This is a genomic window from Bordetella hinzii LMG 13501 (genome assembly GCF_001548475.1).
GTDB classification, from domain to species: domain Bacteria; phylum Pseudomonadota; class Gammaproteobacteria; order Burkholderiales; family Burkholderiaceae_B; genus Bordetella; species Bordetella hinzii.
In genome coordinates this window covers 80,142-104,514 of sequence record NZ_LRUJ01000006.1, presented here as the reverse complement: position 1 = coordinate 104,514, position 24,373 = coordinate 80,142, and the positions used below count along the sequence as shown (strand labels likewise).

At 68.9% G+C, this 24,373-nt stretch carries 27 protein-coding genes; 23 read left to right on the top strand and 4 right to left on the bottom strand.

The features are described from left to right. Positions 1-74 precede the first annotated feature (74 nt). The 7 genes from AXA74_RS06080 (at position 75) to AXA74_RS06050 (ending at position 6,863) form a co-directional block, all read left to right on the top strand. Complete coding sequence (locus AXA74_RS06080; RefSeq protein ID WP_029580721.1) at positions 75-542, top strand: winged helix-turn-helix transcriptional regulator; 468 nt, start codon at positions 75-77, stop codon at positions 540-542. Positions 543-612: 70 nt separating this feature from the next. Beyond that, positions 613-1,263 (top strand): DUF502 domain-containing protein, encoded by a 651-nt coding sequence (locus tag AXA74_RS06075; RefSeq protein ID WP_032979643.1) that lies wholly within the window; start codon positions 613-615, stop codon positions 1,261-1,263. Between the two features lie 82 nt (positions 1,264-1,345). Continuing rightward, on the top strand, positions 1,346-2,485 hold the full coding sequence (locus tag AXA74_RS06070; RefSeq protein ID WP_029580719.1) for a hypothetical protein: 1,140 nt from the start codon (positions 1,346-1,348) through the stop codon (positions 2,483-2,485). A 17-nt stretch (positions 2,486-2,502) separates the two neighbouring features. Further along, entirely contained in the window at positions 2,503-3,804 is a 1,302-nt protein-coding gene (locus tag AXA74_RS06065; protein ID WP_029580718.1) for a UDP-N-acetylglucosamine 1-carboxyvinyltransferase, read from the top strand. Positions 3,805-3,812: 8 nt separating this feature from the next. Continuing rightward, a complete protein-coding gene (locus AXA74_RS06060; protein ID WP_080700998.1) occupies positions 3,813-4,469 on the top strand; it encodes a nucleotidyltransferase family protein in 657 nt (218 codons plus the stop codon). A gap of 2 nt (positions 4,470-4,471) precedes the next feature. Beyond that, the gene (locus tag AXA74_RS06055; RefSeq protein WP_032955685.1) at positions 4,472-5,245 is read left to right on the top strand and encodes a DeoR/GlpR family DNA-binding transcription regulator; all 774 of its coding nucleotides are present in this window, start codon (positions 4,472-4,474) and stop codon (positions 5,243-5,245) included. Positions 5,246-5,258: 13 nt separating this feature from the next. After that, complete coding sequence (locus AXA74_RS06050) at positions 5,259-6,863, top strand: glycerol-3-phosphate dehydrogenase/oxidase (protein WP_032955686.1); 1,605 nt, start codon at positions 5,259-5,261, stop codon at positions 6,861-6,863. 7 nt (positions 6,864-6,870) lie between these two features. Here the strand turns inward: AXA74_RS06050 and AXA74_RS06045 are convergent, their stop codons facing one another. Together AXA74_RS06045 and AXA74_RS06040 are read right to left on the bottom strand one after the other, a co-directional pair. Next, complete coding sequence (locus tag AXA74_RS06045) at positions 6,871-7,557, bottom strand: type 1 glutamine amidotransferase domain-containing protein (protein WP_029580714.1); 687 nt, start codon at positions 7,555-7,557, stop codon at positions 6,871-6,873. Further along, positions 7,554-8,588, bottom strand: coding sequence for an NADP-dependent oxidoreductase (locus tag AXA74_RS06040; RefSeq protein ID WP_032955687.1), 1,035 nt, complete (start codon positions 8,586-8,588; stop codon positions 7,554-7,556). Before AXA74_RS06040 ends, AXA74_RS06045 begins: the two co-directional genes overlap by 4 nt. A 106-nt stretch (positions 8,589-8,694) precedes the next feature. On the opposite strand from AXA74_RS06040, the gene AXA74_RS06035 reads away from it, so the two are divergent. The 8 genes from AXA74_RS06035 to AXA74_RS06000 all read left to right on the top strand — a co-directional run bounded on the left by AXA74_RS06035 (position 8,695) and on the right by AXA74_RS06000 (position 15,761). Then, positions 8,695-9,357, top strand: a complete 663-nt coding sequence (locus AXA74_RS06035; RefSeq protein ID WP_095075255.1) for a TetR/AcrR family transcriptional regulator — start codon at positions 8,695-8,697, stop codon at positions 9,355-9,357. Then, positions 9,354-10,346: an HlyD family secretion protein gene (locus AXA74_RS06030; protein ID WP_029580711.1), complete on the top strand. Its 993-nt coding sequence runs from the start codon at positions 9,354-9,356 to the stop codon at positions 10,344-10,346. Before AXA74_RS06035 ends, AXA74_RS06030 begins: the two co-directional genes overlap by 4 nt. Continuing rightward, entirely contained in the window at positions 10,343-11,281 is a 939-nt protein-coding gene (locus AXA74_RS06025; RefSeq protein ID WP_032979644.1) for an ABC transporter ATP-binding protein, read from the top strand. The genes AXA74_RS06030 and AXA74_RS06025 overlap by 4 nt, the downstream gene beginning before the upstream one ends. Continuing rightward, complete coding sequence (locus AXA74_RS06020) at positions 11,278-12,432, top strand: ABC transporter permease (protein WP_032955689.1); 1,155 nt, start codon at positions 11,278-11,280, stop codon at positions 12,430-12,432. The genes AXA74_RS06025 and AXA74_RS06020 overlap by 4 nt, the downstream gene beginning before the upstream one ends. Positions 12,433-12,440: 8 nt before the next feature. After that, positions 12,441-13,895, top strand: a complete 1,455-nt coding sequence (locus AXA74_RS06015) for an efflux transporter outer membrane subunit (protein WP_029580708.1) — start codon at positions 12,441-12,443, stop codon at positions 13,893-13,895. Positions 13,896-13,925: 30 nt separating this feature from the next. Continuing rightward, positions 13,926-14,408, top strand: a complete 483-nt coding sequence (locus tag AXA74_RS06010) for a YbaK/prolyl-tRNA synthetase associated domain-containing protein (RefSeq protein ID WP_029580707.1) — start codon at positions 13,926-13,928, stop codon at positions 14,406-14,408. 1 nt (position 14,409) lies between these two features. Beyond that, positions 14,410-15,177: an NRDE family protein gene (locus AXA74_RS06005; protein WP_032955690.1), complete on the top strand. Its 768-nt coding sequence runs from the start codon at positions 14,410-14,412 to the stop codon at positions 15,175-15,177. 128 nt (positions 15,178-15,305) lie between these two features. Continuing rightward, positions 15,306-15,761 carry a carboxypeptidase-like regulatory domain-containing protein gene (locus AXA74_RS06000; protein WP_029580706.1) on the top strand — a complete coding sequence of 152 codons (456 nt, stop codon included), beginning with the start codon at positions 15,306-15,308 and terminating at the stop codon, positions 15,759-15,761. Positions 15,762-15,791: 30 nt separating this feature from the next. On the opposite strand, the gene AXA74_RS05995 is transcribed toward AXA74_RS06000, so the two are convergent. Beyond that, a complete protein-coding gene (locus AXA74_RS05995; RefSeq protein ID WP_029580705.1) occupies positions 15,792-16,166 on the bottom strand; it encodes an MAPEG family protein in 375 nt (124 codons plus the stop codon). Between the two features lie 134 nt (positions 16,167-16,300). Between AXA74_RS05995 and AXA74_RS05990 the strand changes: the two genes are divergently transcribed. Further along, positions 16,301-17,125, top strand: a complete 825-nt coding sequence (locus AXA74_RS05990) for a CPBP family glutamic-type intramembrane protease (protein WP_032955691.1) — start codon at positions 16,301-16,303, stop codon at positions 17,123-17,125. Here the strand turns inward: AXA74_RS05990 and arfB are convergent. After that, positions 17,122-17,538, bottom strand: a complete 417-nt coding sequence (gene arfB / locus AXA74_RS05985) for an alternative ribosome rescue aminoacyl-tRNA hydrolase ArfB (protein WP_029580703.1) — start codon at positions 17,536-17,538, stop codon at positions 17,122-17,124. The two genes, AXA74_RS05990 and arfB, sit on opposite strands and share 4 nt — an antisense overlap. A gap of 188 nt (positions 17,539-17,726) precedes the next feature. On the opposite strand from arfB, the gene AXA74_RS05980 reads away from it, so the two are divergent. The 7 genes from AXA74_RS05980 (at position 17,727) to queE (ending at position 24,354) form a co-directional block, all read left to right on the top strand. After that, positions 17,727-18,698 (top strand): tripartite tricarboxylate transporter substrate binding protein, encoded by a 972-nt coding sequence (locus AXA74_RS05980; protein WP_032955692.1) that lies wholly within the window; start codon positions 17,727-17,729, stop codon positions 18,696-18,698. Positions 18,699-18,715: 17 nt separating this feature from the next. Continuing rightward, positions 18,716-19,501, top strand: a complete 786-nt coding sequence (locus AXA74_RS05975) for a class II aldolase/adducin family protein (protein WP_029580701.1) — start codon at positions 18,716-18,718, stop codon at positions 19,499-19,501. Between the two features lie 3 nt (positions 19,502-19,504). Continuing rightward, on the top strand, positions 19,505-20,512 hold the full coding sequence (locus AXA74_RS05970; RefSeq protein WP_032955693.1) for a D-2-hydroxyacid dehydrogenase: 1,008 nt from the start codon (positions 19,505-19,507) through the stop codon (positions 20,510-20,512). Positions 20,513-20,522: 10 nt separating this feature from the next. Then, complete coding sequence (locus AXA74_RS05965; protein ID WP_032955694.1) at positions 20,523-21,968, top strand: aldehyde dehydrogenase; 1,446 nt, start codon at positions 20,523-20,525, stop codon at positions 21,966-21,968. 29 nt (positions 21,969-21,997) lie between these two features. Beyond that, positions 21,998-22,921, top strand: a complete 924-nt coding sequence (locus AXA74_RS05960; RefSeq protein WP_048940069.1) for an NAD(P)-dependent oxidoreductase — start codon at positions 21,998-22,000, stop codon at positions 22,919-22,921. A 20-nt stretch (positions 22,922-22,941) separates the two neighbouring features. Then, on the top strand, positions 22,942-23,649 hold the full coding sequence (locus tag AXA74_RS05955; protein WP_029580697.1) for an IclR family transcriptional regulator: 708 nt from the start codon (positions 22,942-22,944) through the stop codon (positions 23,647-23,649). A 72-nt stretch (positions 23,650-23,721) separates the two neighbouring features. Further along, entirely contained in the window at positions 23,722-24,354 is a 633-nt protein-coding gene (gene queE, locus AXA74_RS05950; RefSeq protein ID WP_029580696.1) for a 7-carboxy-7-deazaguanine synthase, read from the top strand. Positions 24,355-24,373: the final 19 nt, after the last annotated feature.

Below are 24,373 nucleotides of genomic sequence, written 5' to 3'. Positions count from 1 at the left end.
AAAATCACTAAAAAAATTCATTTGGCATTAAAATTTCGCTGGCAACACGGATTTTCCCGCCACTGGGGAGTGAAATGCGCGAACTGGACCGCACCGACCAGAAAATCCTCGATATCCTGCAACGCAACGGGCGTATTTCCATTACCGACCTGGCCGAGCAAGTCAATCTGTCGGCCACCCCGTGTTCCGAGCGTGTCAAGCGCCTGGAGCGCGACGGCGTCATCGCCGGCTACCACGCCCGGCTCAATCCCGCCGCCCTGGGCAAGACGCTGCTGGTGTTCTTGGAAATCCGCCTGTCGGCCAAGTCGGGCGATGTCTTCGACAAGGTCAAGCAAGAGCTGATGTATGTGCCCGAGGTCATGGAATGCCACCTGGTGTCGGGCGACTTCGACTATCTGGTGAAAGCCCGCCTGTCGGAGATGGCCGAGTACCGGCGGCTGCTGGGCGAGATCCTCAAGCGCCTGCCCGCCTCGGCCGAATCGCACAGCTATGTGGTCATGGAAGAGATCAAGGAATCGCTGTATTTGCCGGTGGATCGCTGAGCCGGGCCGGCAAGCCCCGTTCTAGTACCATTGGCGCCTGATTGGACGCCTGCTGTCCGGAGTTGCTCAAATGTCCCGACGCCTTTACCGCTATTTCTTTCTTGGCCTGATCACGATCCTGCCGATCGCGCTCACGCTCTATCTGCTGTTCATCTTCCTGGCCTGGACGGAAGCCATCGCGCTGACCTTCCTGCGGCCCTTCATCGGCAATTTCTACATCCCCGGCCTGGGGCTGCTGCTGGGCATCCTGGCCATCCTGGCCATCGGCTACCTGGTCTCCAAGGAGCGCGTGCAGCGGGTGCTGCTGTTTCTGGAAATGCCGTTCACCAACCTGCCGGTGGTCAAGAGCATCTATTCCTCGCTCAAGAGCTTTGCCGATTATTTTTCTTCGAGCGCCAAGTCCACCTCGCAGCAAGTGGTGGTGCTGCGCATGCCCGGCAATCCGCTGGAGGTCGTGGGCCTGATCACGCGGCGCAGCACCGAGGGCCTGCCCGAGGGCTTTCTGCCGGGCGAGCGCGTGGCGGTCTACCTGCCGATGGGCTATATGATCGGCGGCTATACCGTGTTCGTGCCCACCGAGTGGGTGGTGCCGATCGATATGTCGGTCGAGGAAGCAATGCGGTCCTCGCTGATTGCCTGGATGGCCCGCGCCGACAATCCGGGACAGGTGCCCCCCACCCCTGCCGCCCCGCCGCCTCCGCCCACCGACCGGCCGGCCTGATCTATGCTGTAGCAGTCGCGGGCCCGCGGGCCCGCCCCCACCCGCCGGCCACGGCCGGCGCTTGCCACCAGGTGCTTCATCCATGCAGCCCAGCGCAATCTCCGCCGCCCGTGATCCGGGCGGTATCCGTATTCTTCCCGGCGCCCAGGACAGCCTGGCGGCCGCCCGGCGCTTCCTGCAGGCGCGCGGGCTGGACGCCCACGCGCAATGCGACGCCGCGCCCGACGGTTCCGTGCGCATCCAGGCCCGGCCCGAATTCGCCCGGCGCCACCTGCCCGAGGGCGATACCACCGGCCTGGTCCACAGCCTCGGCCTGGACACCCGCGGCGACGCCGATCTCGAACAGGAAATCGTGCTGGCCATGCTGGCCTGTCCGGTCGCCTTTCCATTTCCCGATGTCGCCGAGCTGGAAGCGGCGCTGCGCATCCGCCGCAATATCGTGCGCGCCGCGACGCGCACCGCACTGGCCTTCGACACGGAGCAGGCCGAGCGCCCCGCGGATTACTGGACCTACGACGAAGCCACGGGCTTTACCATCCTGCCCGGCCGTTCGCTGATCGAAGGCCTGACGCTGGCCACCCAGCCCCAAGTCTCCGGCCAGACCTATGCGTTCTCCTGCTATCGCGCCACCGAATATGTGACGGTGCTGGGCATCGCCCAAGAACTGCAGCAGAGCAACCCGGAACTCTATGCCCGCCTGCAGCGCCAGTGGGAAACGCGCGCCGTGATGTCGGGCCGCTTCCATGACGCCTTCCTGCGCGAGTACGGCTCGCTGGACGAGCCGCTGCCGCCGCGCTTCTACGTGCCGGGCGACAGGCTGTGGTTCCGCAACCCGGATGCCCATTCCTCCAACGTCGAGGGCTATGAGGGCTCCTGGGTCTTCTACCTGGGCTCGGGCCTGTTCAATAATTTCTGGAAGCGCGACCAGCCCTATACCCTCACGCACAAATGCCTGGAGATCTACCATTGGCGTGACGGCGCGCGCCTGAACGAGCAGGGCAAGCTTTTCATCGACGAAGACATCGTCGAGGCCCGCGTGGCCCAGACCGAGGCCCAGCCCGCCGCCCGCCAGGCCGTGCTCGAGCGCATGCTGCGCATCCGTGATCCGCAGGGCGTGTACGCCGAAGGCGGCTGCATCGACGCCACCCGCGAATGCGCGCGCTGGGTGCTGCCCGGCCACGCCGACATCGCCCTGCCCGAATTTCCCCAGGCGCTGTCCTGACCTCCTGGCCAAACACCATGTCTCATCTGATCGTCCATGGCGGCACCGCGTTGCGCGGCAAGATCGTGCCGTCCGCCAACAAGAATGCCGTCCTGCCCATCCTGTGCGCCACGCTGCTCACCGACCAGCCGCTGCGCCTGATCGGCGTGCCCGAAATCACCGACGTCAAGAAGATCCTGGAGATCTTCCGCCTGCTGGGCAGCGATGTGTCGGTGGACTTCTCCACCGGCGTGCTGGAACTGCACCACCGCGCCACCGCCTTCGACCCGGCCCGGCACCACCTGCCCGAGGAAATGCGCTCGTCCATCATGCTGGTGCCGCCGCTGCTGGCCCGGTTCGGCGTGGCGCGCCTGGAGAACGACGTCAAGGGCTGCACGCTGGGCGTGCGCGAGATCGATCCGCACGTGGAGGTCTTCGAACGCTTCGGCGCGCGCATCGAGCGCGCGCCCGCCTCGCTCATCGTGCGCGCCGACGGCCAGATGGCGGCCAATGACCATTGGCTGGACTATGCCTCGGTCACCACCACCGAGAACTTCGCGCTTTGCGCGGCGTCGGCGCGCGGCGTCTCGACACTGGTCAACGCCGCCTCCGAGCCGCATGTGCAGGAGTTCTGCCGCTTTCTGGAGATGCTGGGCGTGCCCATCAGCGGTATCGGCACCTCGCATCTGCGCATCGAAGGCGGCCGGCGCCTGGGCGGCGGCGAGTTCCGCTTTGACGAAGATTTCCACGAGATCGCCACCTTCCTGGCGCTGGGCGCCATCACCGGCGGCTCGATCACCGTCAAGAACTCCGCGCCCGGGCAGTTTCCGCTCATTGACCGCACCTTCGCCAAGTTCGGCGTCGAAGTCGAACACCGCGATGGCTGGTCGCAGGCGCACTGCGACGGGCCGCTGCGCGTGCGCCGCCCCTTCACCCAGAATATCCTCACCAAGGTGGAGGCCGCGCCCTGGCCCTACCTGCCCGTGGACCTGCTACCCATTTTCATCGCCCTGGGCGTGCGCGCCGAAGGCAGCGCCATGTTCTGGAACAAGGTCTATGACGGCGCCATGGGATGGTCGGTGGAGCTGTCCAAGTTCGGCGCCCACGTCTTTCTGTCGGACCCGCATCGCCTGATCACTTTCGGCGGCCTGCCGCTGAGCCCGGCCAAGGTCGAAAGCCCCTACATCATCCGCGTGGCGATCGCGCTGCTGATGGTGGCCGCCAGCATCGAGGGCCGCTCGGAGATCATCAACGCCCTGCCCATCCGCCGGGCGCACCCGAACTTCGTCGAGAACCTGTGCTCGGTCGGCGCGCGCGTGGAGTGGGCCGAAGGGGAATAGCGCCCGCCATGCGGCAGCGCCTGGCCGACCTCCTGCAGGCCGATGGGCCGCGCCTGGCGCTGCTGCGCCAGGTGCGCGCCCTCGCCCTGCCCGACGCCTGGATAGGCGCGGGCTTTGTGCGCAATGCCGTCTGGGACATGCTGGCCGGGCGTCCGCCCCGCCTGCCCGCCGACATCGATGTGATCTGGTTCGACCGCGCGCGCGCCCAGCCGCTGCGCGACACGGCGCTGGAGCGCCGGCTAGCGCGCACCGGCCCGCCAGCCCCCTGGTCGGTCAAGAACCAAAGCCGCATGCATGCGCGCAACCAGGATGCACCCTATGCCTGCTGCGGCGATGCCCTGCGCGCGTGGCCCGAAACCGCCACCGCCGTCGCGGTGCGGCTAGATGCCTTCGACCGCATCGAGATCCTCGCGCCGCTGGGCCTGGACGATCTGTTTGCCGGCATCGTCCGCCCCACGCCACGTTTCCGAGGCGCCAAGCATGTCCAATTCCAGGCCCGCCTGCAGGACAAGCAAGGCTGGCGCAGTGGCCTTTCCTGCGCTTGCTGCCCTGATCCCCGCCCCGACGTCATCCGGGCCATCCCCGCGGGCCGGCGATATGAAGCGAAAACAAAACAATGCGCGAATAGGATTATGTATTTTCGCTTTTGTTGTTTTATGATGTAAACATGACACTAAACCCCCGCCAGAGCGCACTTTTGGAACGTGTCCGATCCCAGGGATCGGCCACCATCGAAGAGTTGGCGCGCGCCTTCGACGTGACGCTGCAGACCGTGCGCCGCGACGTGAACCTGCTCGCCGACGCCGGCATGCTGTCGCGCTTTCATGGCGGCGTGCGCAGCGAAGCCTCGACCATCGAGAACATCGCCTATCGTCAGCGCCAGGGCCTGCATGCCGAAGCCAAGCGGCGTATCGCCGAGGCCGTGGCGCACGCGGTGCCCGATGGCTGCTCGCTGCTGATCAATATCGGCACGACCACCGAGGCGATCGCCCGCGCCCTGCTCAAGCACCGCGGCTTGCGGGTCATTACCAACAACCTGCATGTGGCCGACATCCTCTCGGACAACCCGGATTGCGAGGTCATCGTCGCCGGCGGCGTGGTGCGCCCGCGCGACCGGGGCATCACCGGCGAGGCCACCATCGAGTTCATCCGCCAGTTCAAGGTCGACATCGGCCTGATCGGCATCTCCGGCATCGAGGCCGACGGCACGCTGCGCGATTACGATTTCCGCGAAGTGCGCGTGGCCCGGACCATCATCGAGCAGTCGCGCGAGGTCTGGCTGGCCGCCGACAGCAGCAAATTCCAGCGCCAGGCCATGGTCGAACTGGCGCCGATTTCCCGCATCACCCGTTTTTTCACCGACGCCGAGCCGCAAGCGCCGCTGGCCCAGATCCTGCGCGACGCCGGCGTGCGCTATCACGTCGCCACCGACGCCTCCTGATTTTTCCCCCGACATGAACCCAAGCACTCCCGACGCCATGCCCTCGCGCGCAGATCTTCTCGCCCGCCTGGAAACCTCCGAACCCTGGGACGTGGTCATCATCGGCGGCGGCGCCACGGGCCTGGGCACCGCCGTGGACGCCGCCTCACGCGGATTCCGCACCCTGCTCATCGAGGGCGCGGACTTCGCCAAGGGCACGTCCAGCAAGGCCACCAAGCTCGTGCATGGCGGCGTGCGCTACCTGGCGCAGGGCAACATCAGCCTGGTGCGCGAGGCGCTGCACGAACGCGGCCTGCTCAACCGCAATGCGCCCCACCTGGCGTGGCCGCTGGGTTTCGTGGTGCCGGCCTATTCGCTGCTGGACCAGCCTTTCTATGGCGTCGGCCTGAAGATGTACGACATGCTGGCCGGCGCGCTCAACCTGGCGCCCAGCCGCTGGCTGTCGCGCGATGAGACGCTGGCCCATGCCCGCACGCTGGCGCCCGCGGTCAAGGGCAAGCGGCTTCGCGGTGGCGTGCTGTACTACGACGGCCAGTTCGACGACGCGCGCCTGGCCGTCTCGCTCATGCGCACGCTCTTTGACCAAGGCGGCACGGCCATCAACTATGTGCGCGTCACCGGCCTGAGCCGCGATGCGCAAGGCCGCGTCGACGGCGTGCAGACCGAGGACGTCATCGGCGGGGCGCGCCATGCCATACGCGGCAAGTGCATCGTCAACGCCACCGGCGTGTGGGTCGACGCGGTGCGCCGCATGGACGACCCGGCCGCGCAGACCATGGTGGCGCCCAGCCAGGGCGTGCACCTGACATTGCCGCGCGACTTCCTGCCCGGCGACGAAGCCATCCTGGTGCCCAAGACCGACGACGGCCGCGTGCTCTTCATGGTGCCCTGGAACGGCCACACCATCGTCGGCACCACCGACACTGCGCGCCAGGACCTGCCCGCCGACCCGCGCCCGCTGCCGGGCGAGGTGGAGTTCATCCTCGAGACAGCGGGGCGCTATCTCACGCGCCAGCCCACGCGCGCCGACGTCACCAGTGTGTGGGCCGGGCTGCGGCCGCTGGTCAAGGCCACGGGCGAAGCGTCGACCAAATCGCTATCGCGCGAGCACACCATCCTGGTCTCCAAGAGCGGCCTGATCACCGTGACCGGCGGCAAGTGGACCACTTACCGCAAGATGGCCCAGGACGTGGTGGACACCGCCATCGAAAAACAACTGCTGCCCCAGGCCGCCTGTCGCAGCGCCGACCTGCGCCTGCACGGCGCGCCCGCGCCCGGCACCCGCCTGGCCGAGCCCCAGGGCACGCCCGACAGCTATTACGGCACCGACCTGCCGGCCTTGCGCGCCCTGCCCGGGGCCGATCGCATGCTGGTCAAGGCCAGCGGCCTGACCGAAGCGCATGTGCGGTACGCGGCGCGCCATGAGATGGCGCGCACGGTCGAGGATGTGCTGGCGCGCCGCAACCGGGCGCTGTTCCTGGATGCCGAAGCCGCGCAGCTGGCCGCGCCCGAGGTGGCCCGCCTGCTGGCCCAGGAACTGGGCCATGACGCGGCCTGGCAACAGCGCACGCTGGCCGACTTCGAGGCCGTGGCGGCGACCTTCCGCCTGCCCGCCTGAAACCGGCTCAGCCGCGCGCCAGCGCGGCCAGCAGGGCCCGGGCGGCGCCGGCCGACGAGGCTGGATTCTGCCCGGTGATCAAGAGCCCGTCGCGCACCACATGCTCGGCAAATGGCTGGGGTGCGGCGCTATAGCTGGCGCCCAGCCGCTTGAGCTCGTCTTCCACCAGGAAGGGCACGACCGCCGTCAATTGGACCGCCGCTTCCTCGGCATTGCTGAATCCGGTCACCTGGCGCGCGGCCACCAGCGGCGTGCCGTCCGGCGCCTTGGCATGGCGCAACACGCCGGGCGCGTGGCAGACCGCGGCCACCGGCTTGCCGGCGGCCAGCATGGCCTCGATCAGGCCGACCGAATGGCGGCTTTCGGCCAGGTCCCACAGCGGGCCATGCCCGCCCGGATAGAACACCGCATCGAAATCCGCCGCGCTCAGCTCGTCCAGCTTGCGCGTGGCGGCCAATTGCGCGCGCGCCGCGTCGTCAGCGGCAAAGCGCCGTGTCGCATCGGTCTGCGCATCGGGCTCATCGCTCTTGGGGTCCAGGGGCGGCTGCCCGCCGGCGGGCGACGCCAGCGTGATCCGGGCGCCCGCCTCGCGCAGCACGTAATACGGCGCCGCGAATTCCTCCAGCCAGAAACCGGTCTTGCGGCCGGTATCGCCCAAGCGGTCATGCGACGTCAACACCATGAGTACCCTCATGCTTCGTCTCCCACGCGCACAATGCGCTTGCCGGCGTTTTCGCCGCGCAGCAGGCCGATGAGGCCACGGCCCGCGGCCTCCAGGCCCTCCACGACATCCTCGCGGTACTTGATGTAGCCCTGCTCCAGCCACGCGCCCATCGTCTGCCTGAACTCGCCGAAACCGTCGGGATAATCCTGCATGATGATGAAGCCCTGCATGCGGATGCGCTTGCGCAGCACGGCGCCCATGAGGGCGGGCAGGCGGTCCGGGCCGGCCGGCGGTTCGGTGGCGTTATAGGCCGAGATCAAGCCGCATACCGGCACGCGGGCACGCGGGTTCAGGCGCGGCAGCACGGCGTCGAAAACCTTGCCGCCCACATTCTCGAAATACACATCGATGCCGTCGGGCGTGACCTCCGCGAGGCGTCCGGCCAAGTCGGCGGCCCGGTGATCCACGCAGGCGTCGAAGCCCAGTTCCTCGACCGCGTAGCGGCACTTGTCCACGCCGCCGGCGATGCCCACGACGCGGCAGCCCTTGATGCGGGCCACCTGCCCCACCACCGACCCTACCGCGCCGCTGGCCGCGGCCACGACCACGGTCTCGCCCGGCTTGGGCTGGCCGATATCGAGCAGGCCCATGTAGCCGGTATAGCCCGGCATGCCCAGCACGCCCAGGGAATAGGAAGGATGGCGGGCGTCCACCCTGAGCAAGCCGCGGCCATCCGACAGGGCATAGTCCTGCCAGCCGCTTTGCGCCAGCACCCATTCGCCCACCGCATAGTCCGGATGCTGGCTGGCGGCCACGCGGCAGACCGTGCCGCCGACCATGACCTCGCCCAGCGCCACCGGCTTGGCATAGGAGGGCGCATCGCTCATGCGCCCGCGCATATAAGGATCCAGCGAGAGATAGACGGTGCGCAGCAGGACCTGCCCGGGCCCGACTTGCGGCACGGCCTCGGTCTCCAGGCGGAAGTCGGTTTCCAGGGGCTCGCCCTGGGGGCGGCGGGCGAGCACGATGCGGCGATTGACGGTAGCGGATTGCAGGGTCATGCGCGGCCTCCTTGGCGGTATCCATTCCCTTTTACACCAGGGCTGCGGCGGCGCACAAAACCCGGCCCTCTTTTAATTAACTTTTTCATTAATTAGAATGGGCCGCATGGCTGCCTCCCGTCCCGTCCGCCGTCCGGGCCGCCCCGCCCAACCCGATGCCAGCGCCACCCGCGCGCTGTTGCTCGATACCGCTACCGCGCAATTCGCCCGGCATGGCGTGGCCGCCACCACCCTCGCGCGCATCGCGCGCGCGGCCGATCTCACGCCGGCCATGGTGCATTACTACTTCCGCAATCGCGAGGCGCTGCTCGATACCCTGGTGAGCGAGCGCCTGGTGCCGCTCATCGAGTATGTCTGGGAGCCGCCCGCCAAGGCCTGCGGGCCGCGCGAGATGGTGCGCGCCATCGTGGCCCGCCTGATGGAGTGCGCCGCCCAGCGCCCCTGGTTGCCGCCGCTGTGGATGCGCGAGGTCGTCAACGAAGGCGGCGAACTGCGCGAGCGCGTGCTGGCCCATCTGCCCATCGACCGGCTGCGCGGCTTCGCCCAGGCGCTGGCGCAAGCGCAGGCGCGTGGCAAGGTCCATGCCGGCATCGATCCCCGCCTGGTCTTTCTATCCATCCTCGGCACGACCCTGCTGCCGCTGGCCACCGCCGGCATCTGGCGCCGTGTGTGGGCGCAGGAGCCGGCGCTGGATACGGCGGCCGTCGCCGCCCACGCCTGCGCCCTGATCGAGCACGGGCTTTTCCCTTCTCCTTCCCGCCGCCCATGACCCTGCCCATGATCCCGTCCATGATCCGGCTGGCGCGCCTTGCCGCCCCCGCCCTGGCGTCCTGCCTGCTTGCGGCCTGCGGCCGCGAAACGGCGACAGCCTATCAAGGCTATGCCGAAGGCGAATTCGTCGCCGTGGCGCCCGTTCAAGCGGGGCGCCTGCTCACGCTGCGGGTCGAGCGCGGCGGCCAGGTGGATCAGGGCGCGCTGCTGTTCACGCTGGAACACGACCGCGAAAGCGCCGCCCGCGACGAAGCCCGCGCCCGGCTGGCCGCCGCGCAGGCGCAGCTGGCCGACACGGCCAGCGGCAAACGGCCGCCCGAAGTGGAGGTGGTGCGCGCCCAGCTGCTGCGCGCCCAGGCCGAACAGACGCGCAGCGATGCCCAGCTCGCCCGCGACACGCGCCAATACCAGGATGGCGGCATCTCGCGCCAGGAGCTGGACAACAGCCGGGCCCTGGCCAATGCCAACCGCGCGCAGGTGCGCGAGCTGCAGGCACAGTTGCAAGTCGCCGCCCTGCCCGGCCGCGACCAGCAACGCCAGGCCCTGCAGGCCGATGTCCAGGCCGCCGAGGCCGCGCTGGCGCAGGCCGACTGGGCCCTTGCGCAACGCCGCGCCGAGGCGCCCGCCGCCGCCCTGGTGTTCGACACGCTCTACCGCCCTGGCGAATGGGTGGCCGCCGGCAGCCCCGTCGTGCGCCTGCTGCCGCCGGGCAATATCAAGCTGCGTTTTTTCGTGCCGCAGGACGACCTGGGACGCCTGCGCGTGGGCCAGGCCCTGAAGGTGGCGTGCGATGGCTGCGGCGATCCCATCCCCGCGCGCATCAGCTATATCGCCACCCAGGCCGAGTACACCCCGCCCGTGATCTACAGCCGCGAAGTGCGCGGCAAGCTGGTCTTCATGGTCGAAGCGCGTCCGCAGGCCGGCCAGGCCACGCGCCTGCACCCCGGCCAGCCCGTGGATGTGCGGCTGGACGGGACGGCGCAATGACGGACAGCGCGCCGGTCATCGACGTGCAGGGCCTGTCCAAGCGCTTTGGCGGCAAGCTGGTGGTCGACCAGGTGTCGCTGCAGGTCGGGCGCGGCGAGATCTACGGTTTTCTCGGGCCCAATGGCAGCGGCAAGACCACCTGCATCCGCATGATGTGCGGCCTGCTCACGCCCGATGCCGGCAGCGGCACCTGTCTGGGCTACGACATCCTGCGCGACAGCGGCAGCATCAAGCGCCACGTCGGCTATATGACGCAGCGCTTCTCCTACTGGGAAGATCTCACCATCCGCGAGAATCTCGACTTCGTGGCCCGCATCTACGGGATGCCCCGCCGCCGCGAAGCCGTGGACCGGGCGCTGGAACAGCTGCGCCTGCAAGGCCGCGCCAGCCAGCTGGCCGGCTCGTTGTCGGGCGGCTGGAAACAACGGCTGGCCCTGGCCGCCTGCCTGCTGCACGAGCCGCGGCTGCTGCTGCTGGACGAGCCCACCGCCGGCGTGGACCCGACGGCGCGGCGCGACTTCTGGGAGGAGCTGCATGCGCTGGCCGCGCAAGGCATTTCGGTGCTGGTCAGCACCCACTACATGGACGAGGCCGAGCGTTGCCACAAACTGGCCTACCTGGCCTATGGGCGCATGCTCGCCCAGGGGACGGCCGAGAGCATCACCGCCAGCCAGCGGCTGGAGACCTGGGCCGTGCGCGGCGCCGACCTGGTGCCGCTGGGCCAATGGCTGCGCGGACAGCGCGGCGTGGCCCAGACCGTGGCCTTCGGCAATGCCCTGCACGTCAGCGGCCAGGCGGGCGGCCCGCTGGAGCAGACCCTGCGCGAGGCCGCCCTGGCGCGCGGCCTGAAGATAGAGCCCGTCGAGACCAGCCTGGAGGACGTCTTCATCTACCTCATGAGCCGCGCCAGCGACAACTTCGGGAGCCGGCCATGACGACGCCGCGCGGAGCCGGCCGGTTTTTCTCCTGGAGCCGCTGGTGGAGCATGGTCCTGAAGGAGTTCCTCCAACTGCGCCGCGACCGCATCACCTTCGGCATGATCATCGTCCTGCCGCTGGTGCAGCTCGCGCTCTTCGGCTACGCCATCAACACCGATCCCAAGCAACTGCCCACCGCCGTGCTGGCGGCCGACCAGAGCGAGTTCACGCGCAGCTATGTGGCGGCCATGTCGGCCTCCGATTACTTCAAGATCGTGCCGGCGCTGAAGGACGAGGCCAGCGCGCGCCGGGCCCTGGCGCGCGGCGACGTGCTCTTCGTCGTGTCCATCCCGCCGGACTTCACCCGCAAGCTGCTGCGCGGCGAACGGCCGGCCTTGCTGATCGAAGCCGACGCCACCGATCCGCTGGCCACCGGCATGGCCATCGGCGCGGCCGCGCAGCTGGCCGACAGCGTCGCGCGCCGCGACCTGACCGGGCCGCTGGCCCGCCTGGCCGGCGGCCCGCCCGCCTTCGACGTCCAGGTGCACAGGCTCTACAACGAAGAACAGGTCTCGCAATACAACACCGTGCCGGGCCTGATCGGCATGGTGCTCACGCTCACCCTGGTGATGATCACGGGGCTGGCCATGACGCGCGAGCGCGAACGCGGCACGATGGAGAACCTGCTGGCCATGCCGGTCACGCCGCTGGAGGTGATGACGGGCAAGATCATGCCCTATATCGCCATCGGCCTGATCCAGGCCACCATCACGCTCACCGCGGCCCGCTTTGTCTTCCATGTGCCCTTCGAAGGCAGCCTGCTTGCCGTCTACCTCACCACCCTGCTGTTCGTGGCGGCCAACCTCACCGTGGGCATCACCCTGTCTTCCGTGGCGCAGAACCAGCTGCAGGCGCTGCAGCTGGCGATGTTCTACTTCCTGCCCAATCTGCTGCTCTCGGGCTTCATGTTTCCCTTCCTGGGCATGCCGGCCTGGGCGCAAGCCATCGGCAATGTCCTGCCGCTGACCTATTACAACCGGCTGATCCGCGGCATCCTGCTCAAGGGCAATGGCTGGATCGACCTGTGGCCCAGCATCTGGCCGCTGGTCGTCTTCACACTTGTCATCATGGGCCTGGCCCTGCGGTTCTACCGCCGCACCCTGGACTGAGCATTCCCATGGCCATTCATGCTTCGTTCGCGAAATACCTCCCCGGGCTGGTCCTGCTGCTGGCCGGTTGCGCCGCGGGCCCCGATTTCCAGCGCCCCGTCTCCGAGGCCGCGCCGCTGGAGCTCCCTGCCCGCGTGGGCCAGGACGGCGACGCGCAGACGCTGCGCGCCGGCGCCGACGTGCCGGCGCAATGGTGGCAGCTCTTCCGCTCGCCGGTCCTGGACGGGCTGGTGCGCCAGGCCCTGGCCGACAGCCCCACGCTGGCCCAGGCGCGCGCCAAGCTCGCGCAGGCGCGCGAAGCCGTCAACGCCGAGGCCGGCGCACGCCTGCTGCCGGCCGTCGACGCCAGCCTGTCGGGCGTGCGCCAGCGCGTCGATCCCTCCTCGATGGGGATCGCCGTGCCCCAACCGCCGCCCTTCACGCTGTATAACGCTTCGATCTCGGTGGCCTATACCCTGGACGCCTGGGGCGGCGAGCGGCGCGCCGTCGAGGGCTATGCGGCCGAGGCCGAGCGCGCGGCCTATGAATGGCAGGCGGCCCGCATGACATTGGCGGCCAATGTGGTCACGACCGCCATCCGCCAGGCCGGCCAGCGCGAAACGCTGCAGGCCGCCACGGCCCTGGCCGAGGCGCAGCGCGAGCAACTGCGCATCGTGCGCAAGCGGCTCGATGCGGGCGCGGTCTCGGAACGCGAATGGCGCGCGCAGGCCGCGCTCGCGGCGCAGACCGAAGCCCAGCTGCCGGCGCTGCGCCAGGCGCTGGCGCGCAGCACGCACCAACTGGCCGTCTACCTGGGCCGCGATCCGGCCTCGCTGCCGGATACCGGCCTGACGCTGGCCGGCCTGGCGCTGCCGGCCGAGGTGCCGGTCAGCGTGCCGTCGGCGCTGGCGCGGCAGCGCCCCGACATCCTGGCCGCCGAAGCGGCCTGGCACCGCGCCGCCGCCGACGTCGGCGTGGCCACCGCCAATCTCTATCCGCGCCTGACGCTGAGCGCCGGTTTCGGCACCCAGCGCACGCACGCCGGCGACCTGGGCAATGGCGTCAACATCTGGAATCTCGGGCTGGGCCTGGCCCAGCCGCTGTGGCGGGGCGGCGAACTGCGGGCCCGCAAACGCGGCGCCGAAGCCGCCTATGAGGCGGCGGCGGCAGCCTATCGCGACACGGTTCTGCAGGGCTGGCAACAGGTCGCCGACAGCCTGCGGGCGCTCGAGCACGATGCCCAGGCGCTCACGCGGCGGCGCGAGGCCGAGGCCCAGACCGAGGCCGTCTACGCCACCGCCAGCCGCCAGTACCGCGAGGGCGGCATCAGCCAGCTGGCGCTGCTGGATGCCCAGCGCCAGCTGCTGGCCGCGCGCCGCGACCGCATCGAGGCGCTGACCAGCCGCTACACCGATACGGCCGCGCTCATGCACGCCCTGGGCGGCGGCTGGTGGAACGAGGCGCCCGCCGAGCCGGGCGTATGATGGAGGCTGTTCCGGCCCTTCTTCTCCCACATGGACGTCTTTGAGCAACTGCAGGACCTGCTGACCGCACAGGCGGCGCCTTTCCGCCTTCTGCGCCACCCGGCCGCCGGCAAGTCCGTCGAAGTCGCCGCCCTGCGCGGCACCGAGGTCAGCCAGGGCGCCAAGGCCTTGGTCTGCCGCATCAAGATGAGCTCCACCCAGCGCAAGCATGTGCTGGCGGTGTTTCCGGCCGACGCCCAGGCCGACCTGGAGGCCATCGCCCGGGCCGCGGGCGGCAAGAAGGCGGCGCTGGCCTCCCATGAACTGGCCCGCGAACTCACCGGCTGCGAAATCGGCGCCATCCCGCCCTTTTCCTTCAACCCCGGCCTGCATCTGCTCGTCGATCCCACGCTGCGCCAGCGCCACGACGAGATCGTCTTCAATGCGGGCCGCCTGGATGCGTCCATCATCATGCGCACCGACGATTATTTCCGCATCGCCCAACCCGAACTCGCTGCCTTCGTGCGCGCCTGATATGTGCCTGGCCGTCATCGCCCTGAACCACGTGCCCGGGATACCGGTACTCATCGCCGCCAATCGCGATGAATTCCATGAGCGCCCCACCGCGCCGGCCATGGCCTGGCCTGGCGAGCCGCGCCTGTACGCCGGACGCGATCTGCGGGCCGGCGGCACCTGGATGGGCGCGGCTGACAACGGCCGCTACGCCGTCATCACCAACTACCGCGAGGTCGGCCGGCAGGTCCCGGGCGCGCCCTCGCGCGGCGCGCTGGTCGAGCATTATCTCGGCGGCGGCATGGCTGCGCGCGACTACATCGCCGATGTCGCGCGCGAAGGGGCGCGCTACAACGGCTTCAACCTCGTCGTGGGCGATGCCCAAGGGGCCTGGTACTACAGCAACCGGGGAACCGCGCCGCGCTATCTGGCCCACGGCGTCTATGCGCTGTCCAATCATCTGCTGGATACCCCCTGGCCCAAACTGGTGCGCCTGAAAGCCTCGGTGGCGCGCGTGCTGGACCGGGGTCCCCAGCCGAACCTGCCAGCGCTGTTCGCGGCGCTGGACGATCGCGAGCCGGCCGATGATGCCTCGCTGCCGCGTACCGGCCTGCCCCTGGCGCGCGAACGCCTGTTGAGCAGTCCTTTCATTGTCAGCCCCGACTACGGCACGCGCTGCTCCACGGTGCTGCTCTGGCGCGATAATGGCGAAGGCGAGCTGCACGAACGCAGATTCACGCCCGAGGCGCGCCTGGCCGGCGAGACCGACCTGGCCTTCCGGGCCTCATGAATCGATCCGAAACCCTCCGGGCGGCGAACTTCGCCGTCCGCGGATGATCCAATAAGGCCTGCGATCGTCACCGGGTTGCGCAGGCGCGCAGTCCGGTGGCGGCCGCTCTCTTCAGAGGAGTCTCTATCATGAAGAAAACCCGCGAACGCGCGATGATCGCCGCCCTGGCCGCGGCCGGCCTGATGGCCGCCAGCGGCGCCGCCCTGGCCCAGCCGCATCATGACGGCCACCTTGCCAACCTGCCGCAAACCCACCACCAGGGAGACGTGCAGTTTCTGTCGGGCGGCATAGGCGAAGGGCAATCCGATGCCATCAAGGCCGCGGCCGGCCAGTACCGCCTCATGCTCACCTTTGCGCAGCGCGCCCCCGGCGGCCCGGCCCAATACCTCGCCGACATCCCGGTCGAGGTCCGCGATGCGCAGGGCCATGTCGTCCTGAAGACCGTATCGGAAGGCCCCTATCTGCTGGCCAACCTGCCGGCCGGCAGCTACACCATCAAAGCCAGCGCCAACGGCCAGGACAAGGTCCAGCGCGTGGCCGTCGGCGCCTCGGGCACCGCGCGCGCCATGTTCGAATGGCAGTAAGCCCGCCGTGCCGGGCCGCGCGCGGCGGCCTCAGCGCCCCGCGAACAGGATCAGGATATTCAGGATGAGCGCGGCCAGCCAGGCCAGCGAGCGCAGCGTGCCGTACCCGCCCACATAAAGGGCCAGGTAGACCAGACGCACCACGACCCAGGCGCCCATGAGCACGGCCAGGTGCGCCGGTGCGGCCTGCGTATACAGCGCGAACAATACCGCCGCAAAAAAGAAGGGCAAGGCCTCGAAGCTGTTGGCCTGGGCAGCATTGGCCCGCCCGCGCCAGCCTTGCTGCGCGTCCAGCCAGGGACGCGGGTCGCGGTTATCGAAGCCCCGGCCGCCAGCCTTGCTGGCAATCGAGGCCACCAGGGGCAGCATCGCCGCCGCCACCATCAACAAGGCAATATGGGTCATGCGCCGTCCTTTCGCCGGCACCTGCCGGGCTGCCCACACCTTAGCACCGGCGCGATTCACGCGCATTTTTTCCTTGGCCGCGCGGCCCGCCGCCGCGCCCTGCCTACAATGCCGCTTTACCCGGACAAAACCGCATGACCGCCTCCCTGCTGCCCTGGATGCTGCTTTTCCCGGCCTATGCCCTGCTGTGGTGGCCCGCGGCGCGCAAGCCGGGCGCGGTCTTGCTGCTGGCCGGCCTGGGCCTGGCCGCCTGGCAGCAATGGCTGCTGCCGCCGGCGCTCCTGGCCTTCGGCCTGCTGCTGGCCGGCGCCGCGCTGCAACGCCAAGGCAGCACGGCCATCGCGCTGGCCGGCCACGTCCTCTTCATCTTCACGGCGCTCGCGCTGGCCTTGCATCTGCTGCCCGGCTTTCGCAACCCGCTGGTCATCGACGGCGTGCTCAAGCCGGGTTCGGCGCCGCTGCGCATGTATCTCAATCTCGACAAGCCGCTGGCCGCATGGTGGGTGTTGTGCGTCATGACGCCGCCCCTGCTGCGCCATGGCTGGCGCCACAGCCTGGGCACGGGTCTTGCGGCGGCGCTGGGCGCGGCGCTGGCCTGCCTAGGGCTGGCCTGGTATGCGGGCGCGATCGCCTGGGCGCCGGGCTGGCCCGCGCAAGGATGGCTGTGGCTGGTCAATAACGCGCTGCTCGTGACGCTGGCCGAAGAGGCCTTTTTCCGCGCGTATCTGCAGCGGCAGCTCACGCCGCGCCTCGGGGCCGCGCCGGCCTGCCTGCTGGCCGCCCTGCTCTTCGGCTTGGCGCATTTCGCCGGCGGCCCCAGCCTCATGGCCCTGGCCGCGCTGGCGGGTCTCTTCTATGGCTGGGCCTATCACCGGGGCGGGCTGGCCGCGGCCGTCCTGGCGCATTTGCTGCTGAACACCGCGCACTTCACGCTTTTCAGCTACCCCGCCTTGGCCTAATCCTCGCCCACGCGGCCCCTGAGACGCTTGATGTCGCCGCGTTGCACCTTGCGCTGCACGCGGCGGCGCTGCGACGCCAGGGTGGGCCGCGTCGCCCGGCGCGGCGGCGCCTTCACCAGGGCCTGGCGCAATACGGCCAGCAACCGTTCGACCGCCTCGGCGCGGTTCTTGTCCTGGCTGCGATAGGCCTGTGCCTTGATGATCAGCACCCCCTCTTTGGACAGGCGCCGATCCGGCATCGCCAGCACCGCTTCCTTGACCGCGTCGGGCAGGGACGAGGCGCGCACATCGAAGCGCAGATGCACCGCGCTGGCCACCTTGTTGACATTCTGACCACCCGCGCCCTGGGCCCGGATCATGCCGAAGTCCAGTTCGCGTTCGTCGAGATAGAGGGAATCCTGAATGTGCAGCATCGCCATGGCGCCCGGCCGGTCAAACCTGAATTGAACCACGCCCGCGCCGTCCGCGGGCCGGCCCTGGCAAGACCTCCTGTTCGATGCCCGGCATCGCGCCGCGATTGACACCCGGCGCCCGCGCTCTTATGCTGTTCTGACAAACATAACTATTGTTCTGTCTAACAGAACACTCAAGGAGACTCCCCATGTTTACCAAGGTCTTATCGCTCATGGCCGCCGCGTGCCTGGCCAGTTCCGCCGCCCATGCCGGTCCCGCCGGCCCCGCCTATCCCGAGCGGGAGATGACCATGGTCGTGCCCTATCCGGCCGGCGGCAGCACCGATGCCACGGCCCGCCTGGTGGCCGAGCAGATGGGCAAGGTGCTGGGCCAGACCGTCATCATTGACAACCGCGCCGGGGCGGCCGGCAATATCGGCGCCAACTATGCGGCCCGCGCCAAGCCCGATGGCTACACCCTGCTCATGGCGCCCAGCGGCCTGATCGCCAATATGGCGCTGTACCAGAACCTGCCCTATGACCTGCTCAAGGATTTCAAGCCGGTCTCGCGCATCGCCCGCATCCCCAACGTGCTGGTGGTCGGCGAAGGCAACCCCGCTGGCTCGCTGTCCGAGCTGATCGACATGGCCAGGCAGGCCAAGACGCCGCTGACCTATGCGTCCGCCGGCTCGGGCACGGGCCAGCATCTGGCCGGCGCCCTGTTTGCCAACAAGCTGGGCATCGAGCTGACGCATGTGCCCTACAAAGGCGGGGCGCCGGCCCTCACCGACCTGATAGGCGGACGGGTGGACATGATGTTCGCGCCGCTGGTCGAAGTCATTTCCTATATCCGGGCGGGCAAGCTGAAGGCCCTGGCCGTGACGACGCCGGAGCGCGCCTTCGCCCTGCCCGACACACCGGCCGTAAGCGAGAAGATTCCCGGTTTCGAGGTGTCGCTGTGGAACGGGATCCTGGTGCCCAAGGGCACGCCCGACGAGGTCGTCGCCACACTGAACCAGGCGGTCCAGAAAGCCATCGCCAGCGACCGCATGCAGGGCATCCTGCGCGAGCAAGGCTCCATCCCCGCGCCCAACACCCCGGCGCAGATGCAGGCGCTGCTGGCAGCCGAGAAAGACAAGTGGGCCGAGATCGTTCGCATCTCGGGCGCCCAGCTGCAATAAACCAAGGAGACAGGAACATGGCTGACAACACCGGCGCGCACGCGCCTTTCAGCGAGCGCGAATGGGCCGCGCGGGTCGATCTCGCGGCCTGCTACCGCCTGGTCGATCACTACGACATGTGCGACATGATCTACAACCACATCTCGGCGCGCGCGCCCGACGATGAAGAAGCTTTTCTCATCAATCCCTTCGGCCTGATGTACGAGGAAATCACCGCGTCCTCGCTGCTGAAGGTCGATATCGAAGGCAACATCCTGTACAACCCCTGGCAGGAGTACTCCATCAACAAGGCCGGCTATGTCATCCATAGCGCCATCCATGCGGCCCGGCCCGAGATCGGCTGCGTCATCCATACCCATACGCCGGACGGCATGGCCATCTCCGCGCTGGAATGCGGGCTGCTGCCCATCACCCAGACAGCCATGCGTTTCGGCAAGGTGGCCTACCACGATTACGAGGGCGTGGCGGTGGATGAGGACGAGCGCGAACGGCTGGTGCGCGACCTGGGCGACGCCGAGGTGATGATCCTGAAGAACCATGGCCTGCTGGCCGTGGGCAGGACCGTGCAGGAGGCCTTCAACAACATCTATCGCCTTGAGCGCGCCTGCCGCACCCAGGTCAAGGCCATGAGCTGCAACAGCCGGATCATCATTCCCGAGGCCCAGGTGATCCGCAAGACCAACGACCAGCTCCGGCTGCAGCCCAGCGCCGACACCCCGGACACGCGCAAGCCCTACGGCATCCTCGAATGGCCGGCCATGCTGCGCATGCTCGACCGACGCGACGACTCCTACCGCAGTTAAACCATGCCGACACTCTTGCTGTCCGAGGCCATCGCCTCCCGCTACCGGCGCGACATCGCCACGCTGACCGGCGCGGCCTGGCGCATCGCCGTCGCCGCCCCCGATCTTTCCGATGCCCAGCTCGAGGATGTCCGTATCGCCTTCCTGTCCAGCGACGTGCTGGGCGGCTCGACCCGCGACGTCCATGAACCCTCGATGCAGATTTTCTGCGACCTTCTGCTGCGCGCGCCCGGCCTGGCCTGGCTGCAAGTGCCCTCGGCCGGCGTGGATCGTCCGGTGTACCAGGCGCTGGCCGGCCGGGGCGTCGCCATCACGACGGCCGCGGGCGCGGCCAGCGAAACGGTCGCGCTGAGCGCGCTGACCGGACTGCTGGCCCTGTCGCGCCGCCTGCCGCTCTGGGTCGAAGCCAAGCGCACCCGCACCTGGCTGAACCTGCGCTCAGGCCCCGGCGAGCCGCGCGAGCTCAGGGGAGAAAAGGTGCTCATCGTGGGCTGCGGCCGGATAGGCAGCCACCTTGCCCGGCTATGCCAGGCCCTGGGCATGCGCACGCATGGCCTGCGCCGCAGCCCCGCCGCCGCGGCCGCGCCCTTCGATGCCATGGGGACCTTGGACGAGCTTGGCGATGCCGTCGCCACCGCCGACTGGGTGGTGGCGGCCTGCCCGCTCACGCCGCAGACGCGAGGCTTGTTCAGCGATGCGGTCCTGCGCCGCTTTGCGCCGCATGCCTCCTTCATCAATATCGCGCGCGGGGGCGTGGTCGACGAGGCCGCGCTCATCGATGCCCTGCGAAGCGGGCGCATGGAAGCGGCCTATCTGGATGTCTTCGAGGTCGAACCGCTGCCGGCGGCCTCGCCGCTGTGGGAGCTGCCCAATGTGCTGCTCTCGCCGCATAGCGCCGGCGATACGCGGGGCCGCCACGCGCGCATCGCCGAGATCTTTCTTGCCAACCTGAAGCGATGGCTGCATGGCCAGGCGCTGGATAACCTGGTGTCCTTGGACGCCCAACACTGAAAAGACAACCATGTCCGACATCCTCGCCAAACCCATGCTCATCGATGGCCAATGGGTGAGCGCCGCCAGCGCCTTCGTCACGACCAACCCGGCCACCGGCCAGCCCAATTTCGAGATCGGCGCGGCCGGCGCCGCCCAGGTCGACGCGGCCGTGGCCAGCGCCCGGCGCGCCGCGGAGCGGCCATCATGGCGCGACATGCTGCCGCATCAACGCGCCGCGCTGCTGCGCCGCATCGCCGACGGCATGGACCGCAACGCCCAGACGCTGGCGCGCCTGCAGATGCTGGAAAACGGCAAGATCTGGAGCGAATGCCAGGCCCAGGTGGCCAGCGCCGCGGCCACCTTCCGCTATTACGCCGGCGTATGCGAGACCCTGGGCGCGGAGCTGACGCCGCCGCGCGGCAACTATCTATCGATGACCCGGTACGAGCCCTATGGCGTGATCGCCGCCATCACGCCCTGGAACTCGCCGCTGACCATGGAGGCGCAGAAAGTGGCGCCGGCGCTGGCCGCGGGCAATGCGGTGGTTCTCAAGCCCTCCGAAGTCACGTCAGCGCCCGCGCTCGAACTGGGCCGCATCGCCCTGGAGGCCGGGCTGCCGGCGGGCATCCTGAATGTCGTCACCGGACTGGGTGGCGGCGCGGGCAGGCAGCTGGTGGAGCACCCGGATGTGCGCATGGTGTCGTTTACCGGCGGCACGGCCAGCGGCCGCGCCATCGCGCGGGCGGCGGCCGAGAAACTCATGCCGGTGGCGCTGGAGCTGGGCGGCAAGTCGCCCCACATCGTCTGCGCCGACGCCGACCTGGATGCCGCCGTCGAAGGCGTCGTCGGCGGCATCTTCGAGGGCAGCGGGCAATCCTGCGTGGCCGGATCGCGCTTGCTGGTCCAGCGCGGCATCCAGCAGGCCTTCCTGGAGAAACTGCTGGCCCGCACGCGCGCCATCCAGGTCGACCTGCCGGATGCGCCGGGCGCCGGCATGGGGCCCATCGCCTCTTTCGCGCATCGCGAGAAGATCGAATCCATGGTGGCCCGCGCCCGCGAGCAGGGCGGCGAGATCCTGGCGGGCGGACGCCGGCCTGAGGCCGAACGCCTGGCGCGGGGCGCCTTTTACGAGCCCACCATCATCGGCGGCCTGCCGGCCGACGCCGAAGCGGTGCGCGAAGAAATCTTCGGGCCGGTGCTGGTGGTCCTGGCCTTCGACGACGAGGACGACTTGCTGGCGCAGGCCAATGACAGCGTGTATGGCCTGGCCGCCGGCATCTGGACCGCGGACTACCGACGGGCCTGGCGCGTGGCGCGCCAGCTGCAGGCCGGCAGCGTCTGGATCAACACCTACAAACAGCTTTCCATCTCCACGCCATTCGGCGGCTACAAGCAAAGCGGCATCGGACGCGAGAAAGGCGTCGACGGCTTGCGGCTGTACCAGCAATGCAAAGGCGTTTACTTCGCCATGTAGGCATCGGATCACTTGACCAAGGAACTGCAATGACGACTTTCAAACGTGCCGGCTTCATCGGCCTGGGCGTGATGGGCGAACCCATCTGCCGCAATCTGGCGCAGAAATCCGGCCTGCCCGTCATGGGCTGCGACCAGAACCCCGCCGGTTTGGCCCGCCTGGCCGCGCATGGCGTGCAGGCCGCCGATGCCGCCGGCATCGCGCGCGACTGCGACATCATCTTCCTGTCCCTGCCCTCGGGCGAGGTGGTTGAAAAAGTCGTGCAGGGCGAGCAGGGCCTGCTGGCCCTGGCCCGTCCGGGCCAGGTCATCGTGGACACCAGCACATCGGCGGTGGACACCACCCGCCGCCTGGCCGAGGCCTTCGCGCGCAGACAGGCCATCTTCATCGACGCGCCGGTGGCGCGCACCCGCGCCGCCGCCGAGGCCGGCAAGCTGTCGGTCATGGTCGGCGCCGATGCCGACGTCTTCGAGCAGGTGCGGCCGCTCATCGCCACCTTTGCCGAGGAGATCACGCTTTGCGGCGGCGTGGGCAGCGGCCAGGTCGTGAAAATCCTCAACAACATGGTCTTGTTCGAGACCGTGACCGCGCTGGCCGAGGCGCGCGGCATCGCGCGGCGCGCCGGCGTGGACCCCAAGGTCATCCTGGAGACCTTCACGCGCGGCTCGGCCGACAGCTTCGCATTGCGCAACCACGGCCTAAAAGCTATCCTGCCCGGTGACTTTCCCGAGAAAGCCTTCCCGGTCACCTATGCCCGCAAGGACCTGAACTACGCGCTGCGCCTTGCCGAGCAGACCGGGATTGCCGCCAACGGCGCCCGCAATGTGGATCATTGGTTCGAGGCCGCGCTCGCGCAAGGGCTGGGCGAACGCTACTGGCCCGTCATCAGCCAGCTGATCGACGCCGCGCGCGAGTCCCCGGACCGCCAGGGCCCGGGAATGCCGCCGCCCTGAACCCTGATGCCTTGCTATCCATGAGCCCTGCCGCCCCTTCCGACGCCAGCGATGGCGTGGCCGCCGTCGAGCGCGCCCTCGCCATTGTCGACGCCATCGCCCAACGCACCGAGCCCATCAGCCTGGCCGACTTGTCGCGCGCCACGGGTTTCTACAAGAGCACCTTGCTGCGGCTGATGGTCTCGCTGGAGAAATACAGCCTGGTGACGCGGCGCCCCGATGGGCGGTATGCGCTGGGCCTGTATGCCCACACGCTGGGACGCGCCTACGAGGACACCTACCGCCTGGCCGAGACCCTGCAGCCGCTGCTGCAAGCCCTGGTGGACCAGGGCACTGAAAGCGCGTCCTTTCATGCCTATCACGATGCCGATACGCGCATCTGCCTGTTGCGGGTCGATTCCCACCACTCCACCCTGGACCGCATCCGCGTGGGCGACCTGCTGCCCCTGGCCAAGGGCGCGGCCGGCCGGCTGATCGCCGCCTACCTGCTGCGAGGCGAATCGCCCAGCCAGGCCGGCCTGGTGCTGACCTCCATGGGCGAGCGCGATCCGGCCTGCGCGGCGGTGGCCAGCCCGGTCTTCGGCCCCGACAATGAAATGCGCGGCGCCATTTCGCTGTCCGGGCCCCAGGAGCGCTTTACCGCCACGGCCATCAAGAAAATGTCCAAGCTGGTGCAGGCCAGCGCCGCCCAGGCCACGCGCGCCCTGGGCGGGCGATGGCCGGCATAGGCCGACGGCGGCCATAGACGGTAAAATGGCGGTTTGCATTTTCCCGGCTGGCGCTTTGGCCGCCGGTTCTTCATGACTTACTCCGCCAAAGAAATCTTCAAGACGCTGCAGGGCGAAGGCGCCCAGGCCGGGCGCGCGGCGGTGTTCTGCCGCTTTTCGGGCTGCAATCTTTGGTCCGGCCGCGAGAGCGACCGCGCCACGGCGGCCTGTACCTTCTGCGATACCGATTTCGTCGGCACCGATGGCCAGGGCGGCGGCAAGTTCCGCGATGCCCAGGCGCTGGCCGAGACCATCGCCCGGACCTGGGGGCCGCAGACCCGTGACCGCTACGTGGTGTTCACGGGCGGCGAGCCGCTGCTGCAGCTGGACGAGGCGCTGATCGCCGCCGTGCATGCGCAAGGCTTCGCCATCGCCATCGAGACCAACGGCACCCTGCCCGTGCCCCCCGGCGTGGACTGGATCTGCGTCAGCCCCAAGGGCCGCGCGCCGGTGGTGCAGACGCGCGGGCAGGAGCTCAAGCTGGTGTTTCCCCAGCCCGACACGCCGCCCGAGGCCTTCGCCGGCCTGGATTTCGAGCATTTCTTCCTGCAGCCCATGGACGGCCCCCTGCGCCTGGCCAATACCGAAGCGGCGGTCAGTTATTGCATGGCGCATCCGCAATGGCGCCTGAGCGTGCAGACCCATAAATACATAGGCATTCCATGATTGTCCGATTCACCCGCGG

What these genes read in the sequence shown, in the direction of transcription:
- AXA74_RS06000 (WP_029580706.1), top strand. Translation starts at nt 15,306, where the DNA reads ATGAAGAAAACCCGCGAACGCGCGATGATCGCCGCCCTGGCCGCGGCC.
- AXA74_RS06080 (WP_029580721.1), top strand. Translation starts at nt 75, where the DNA reads ATGCGCGAACTGGACCGCACCGACCAGAAAATCCTCGATATCCTGCAA.
- AXA74_RS06020 (WP_032955689.1), top strand. Translation starts at nt 11,278, where the DNA reads ATGACGACGCCGCGCGGAGCCGGCCGGTTTTTCTCCTGGAGCCGCTGG.
- AXA74_RS05960 (WP_048940069.1), top strand. Translation starts at nt 21,998, where the DNA reads ATGACGACTTTCAAACGTGCCGGCTTCATCGGCCTGGGCGTGATGGGC.
- AXA74_RS05995 (WP_029580705.1), bottom strand. Translation starts at nt 16,166, where the DNA reads ATGACCCATATTGCCTTGTTGATGGTGGCGGCGGCGATGCTGCCCCTG.
- AXA74_RS05970 (WP_032955693.1), top strand. Translation starts at nt 19,505, where the DNA reads ATGCCGACACTCTTGCTGTCCGAGGCCATCGCCTCCCGCTACCGGCGC.
- AXA74_RS06040 (WP_032955687.1), bottom strand. Translation starts at nt 8,588, where the DNA reads ATGACCCTGCAATCCGCTACCGTCAATCGCCGCATCGTGCTCGCCCGC.
- AXA74_RS06005 (WP_032955690.1), top strand. Translation starts at nt 14,410, where the DNA reads ATGTGCCTGGCCGTCATCGCCCTGAACCACGTGCCCGGGATACCGGTA.
- AXA74_RS06050 (WP_032955686.1), top strand. Translation starts at nt 5,259, where the DNA reads ATGAACCCAAGCACTCCCGACGCCATGCCCTCGCGCGCAGATCTTCTC.
- AXA74_RS06010 (WP_029580707.1), top strand. Translation starts at nt 13,926, where the DNA reads ATGGACGTCTTTGAGCAACTGCAGGACCTGCTGACCGCACAGGCGGCG.
- AXA74_RS06060 (WP_080700998.1), top strand. Translation starts at nt 3,813, where the DNA reads ATGCGGCAGCGCCTGGCCGACCTCCTGCAGGCCGATGGGCCGCGCCTG.
- AXA74_RS06070 (WP_029580719.1), top strand. Translation starts at nt 1,346, where the DNA reads ATGCAGCCCAGCGCAATCTCCGCCGCCCGTGATCCGGGCGGTATCCGT.
- AXA74_RS05965 (WP_032955694.1), top strand. Translation starts at nt 20,523, where the DNA reads ATGTCCGACATCCTCGCCAAACCCATGCTCATCGATGGCCAATGGGTG.
- AXA74_RS05955 (WP_029580697.1), top strand. Translation starts at nt 22,942, where the DNA reads ATGAGCCCTGCCGCCCCTTCCGACGCCAGCGATGGCGTGGCCGCCGTC.
- AXA74_RS06045 (WP_029580714.1), bottom strand. Translation starts at nt 7,557, where the DNA reads ATGAGGGTACTCATGGTGTTGACGTCGCATGACCGCTTGGGCGATACC.
- AXA74_RS06075 (WP_032979643.1), top strand. Translation starts at nt 613, where the DNA reads ATGTCCCGACGCCTTTACCGCTATTTCTTTCTTGGCCTGATCACGATC.
- AXA74_RS06030 (WP_029580711.1), top strand. Translation starts at nt 9,354, where the DNA reads ATGACCCTGCCCATGATCCCGTCCATGATCCGGCTGGCGCGCCTTGCC.
- arfB (WP_029580703.1), bottom strand. Translation starts at nt 17,538, where the DNA reads ATGCTGCACATTCAGGATTCCCTCTATCTCGACGAACGCGAACTGGAC.
- AXA74_RS06065 (WP_029580718.1), top strand. Translation starts at nt 2,503, where the DNA reads ATGTCTCATCTGATCGTCCATGGCGGCACCGCGTTGCGCGGCAAGATC.
- AXA74_RS05980 (WP_032955692.1), top strand. Translation starts at nt 17,727, where the DNA reads ATGTTTACCAAGGTCTTATCGCTCATGGCCGCCGCGTGCCTGGCCAGT.
- AXA74_RS06035 (WP_095075255.1), top strand. Translation starts at nt 8,695, where the DNA reads ATGGCTGCCTCCCGTCCCGTCCGCCGTCCGGGCCGCCCCGCCCAACCC.
- AXA74_RS06025 (WP_032979644.1), top strand. Translation starts at nt 10,343, where the DNA reads ATGACGGACAGCGCGCCGGTCATCGACGTGCAGGGCCTGTCCAAGCGC.
- AXA74_RS06055 (WP_032955685.1), top strand. Translation starts at nt 4,472, where the DNA reads ATGACACTAAACCCCCGCCAGAGCGCACTTTTGGAACGTGTCCGATCC.
- AXA74_RS05990 (WP_032955691.1), top strand. Translation starts at nt 16,301, where the DNA reads ATGACCGCCTCCCTGCTGCCCTGGATGCTGCTTTTCCCGGCCTATGCC.
- AXA74_RS06015 (WP_029580708.1), top strand. Translation starts at nt 12,441, where the DNA reads ATGGCCATTCATGCTTCGTTCGCGAAATACCTCCCCGGGCTGGTCCTG.
- AXA74_RS05975 (WP_029580701.1), top strand. Translation starts at nt 18,716, where the DNA reads ATGGCTGACAACACCGGCGCGCACGCGCCTTTCAGCGAGCGCGAATGG.
- queE (WP_029580696.1), top strand. Translation starts at nt 23,722, where the DNA reads ATGACTTACTCCGCCAAAGAAATCTTCAAGACGCTGCAGGGCGAAGGC.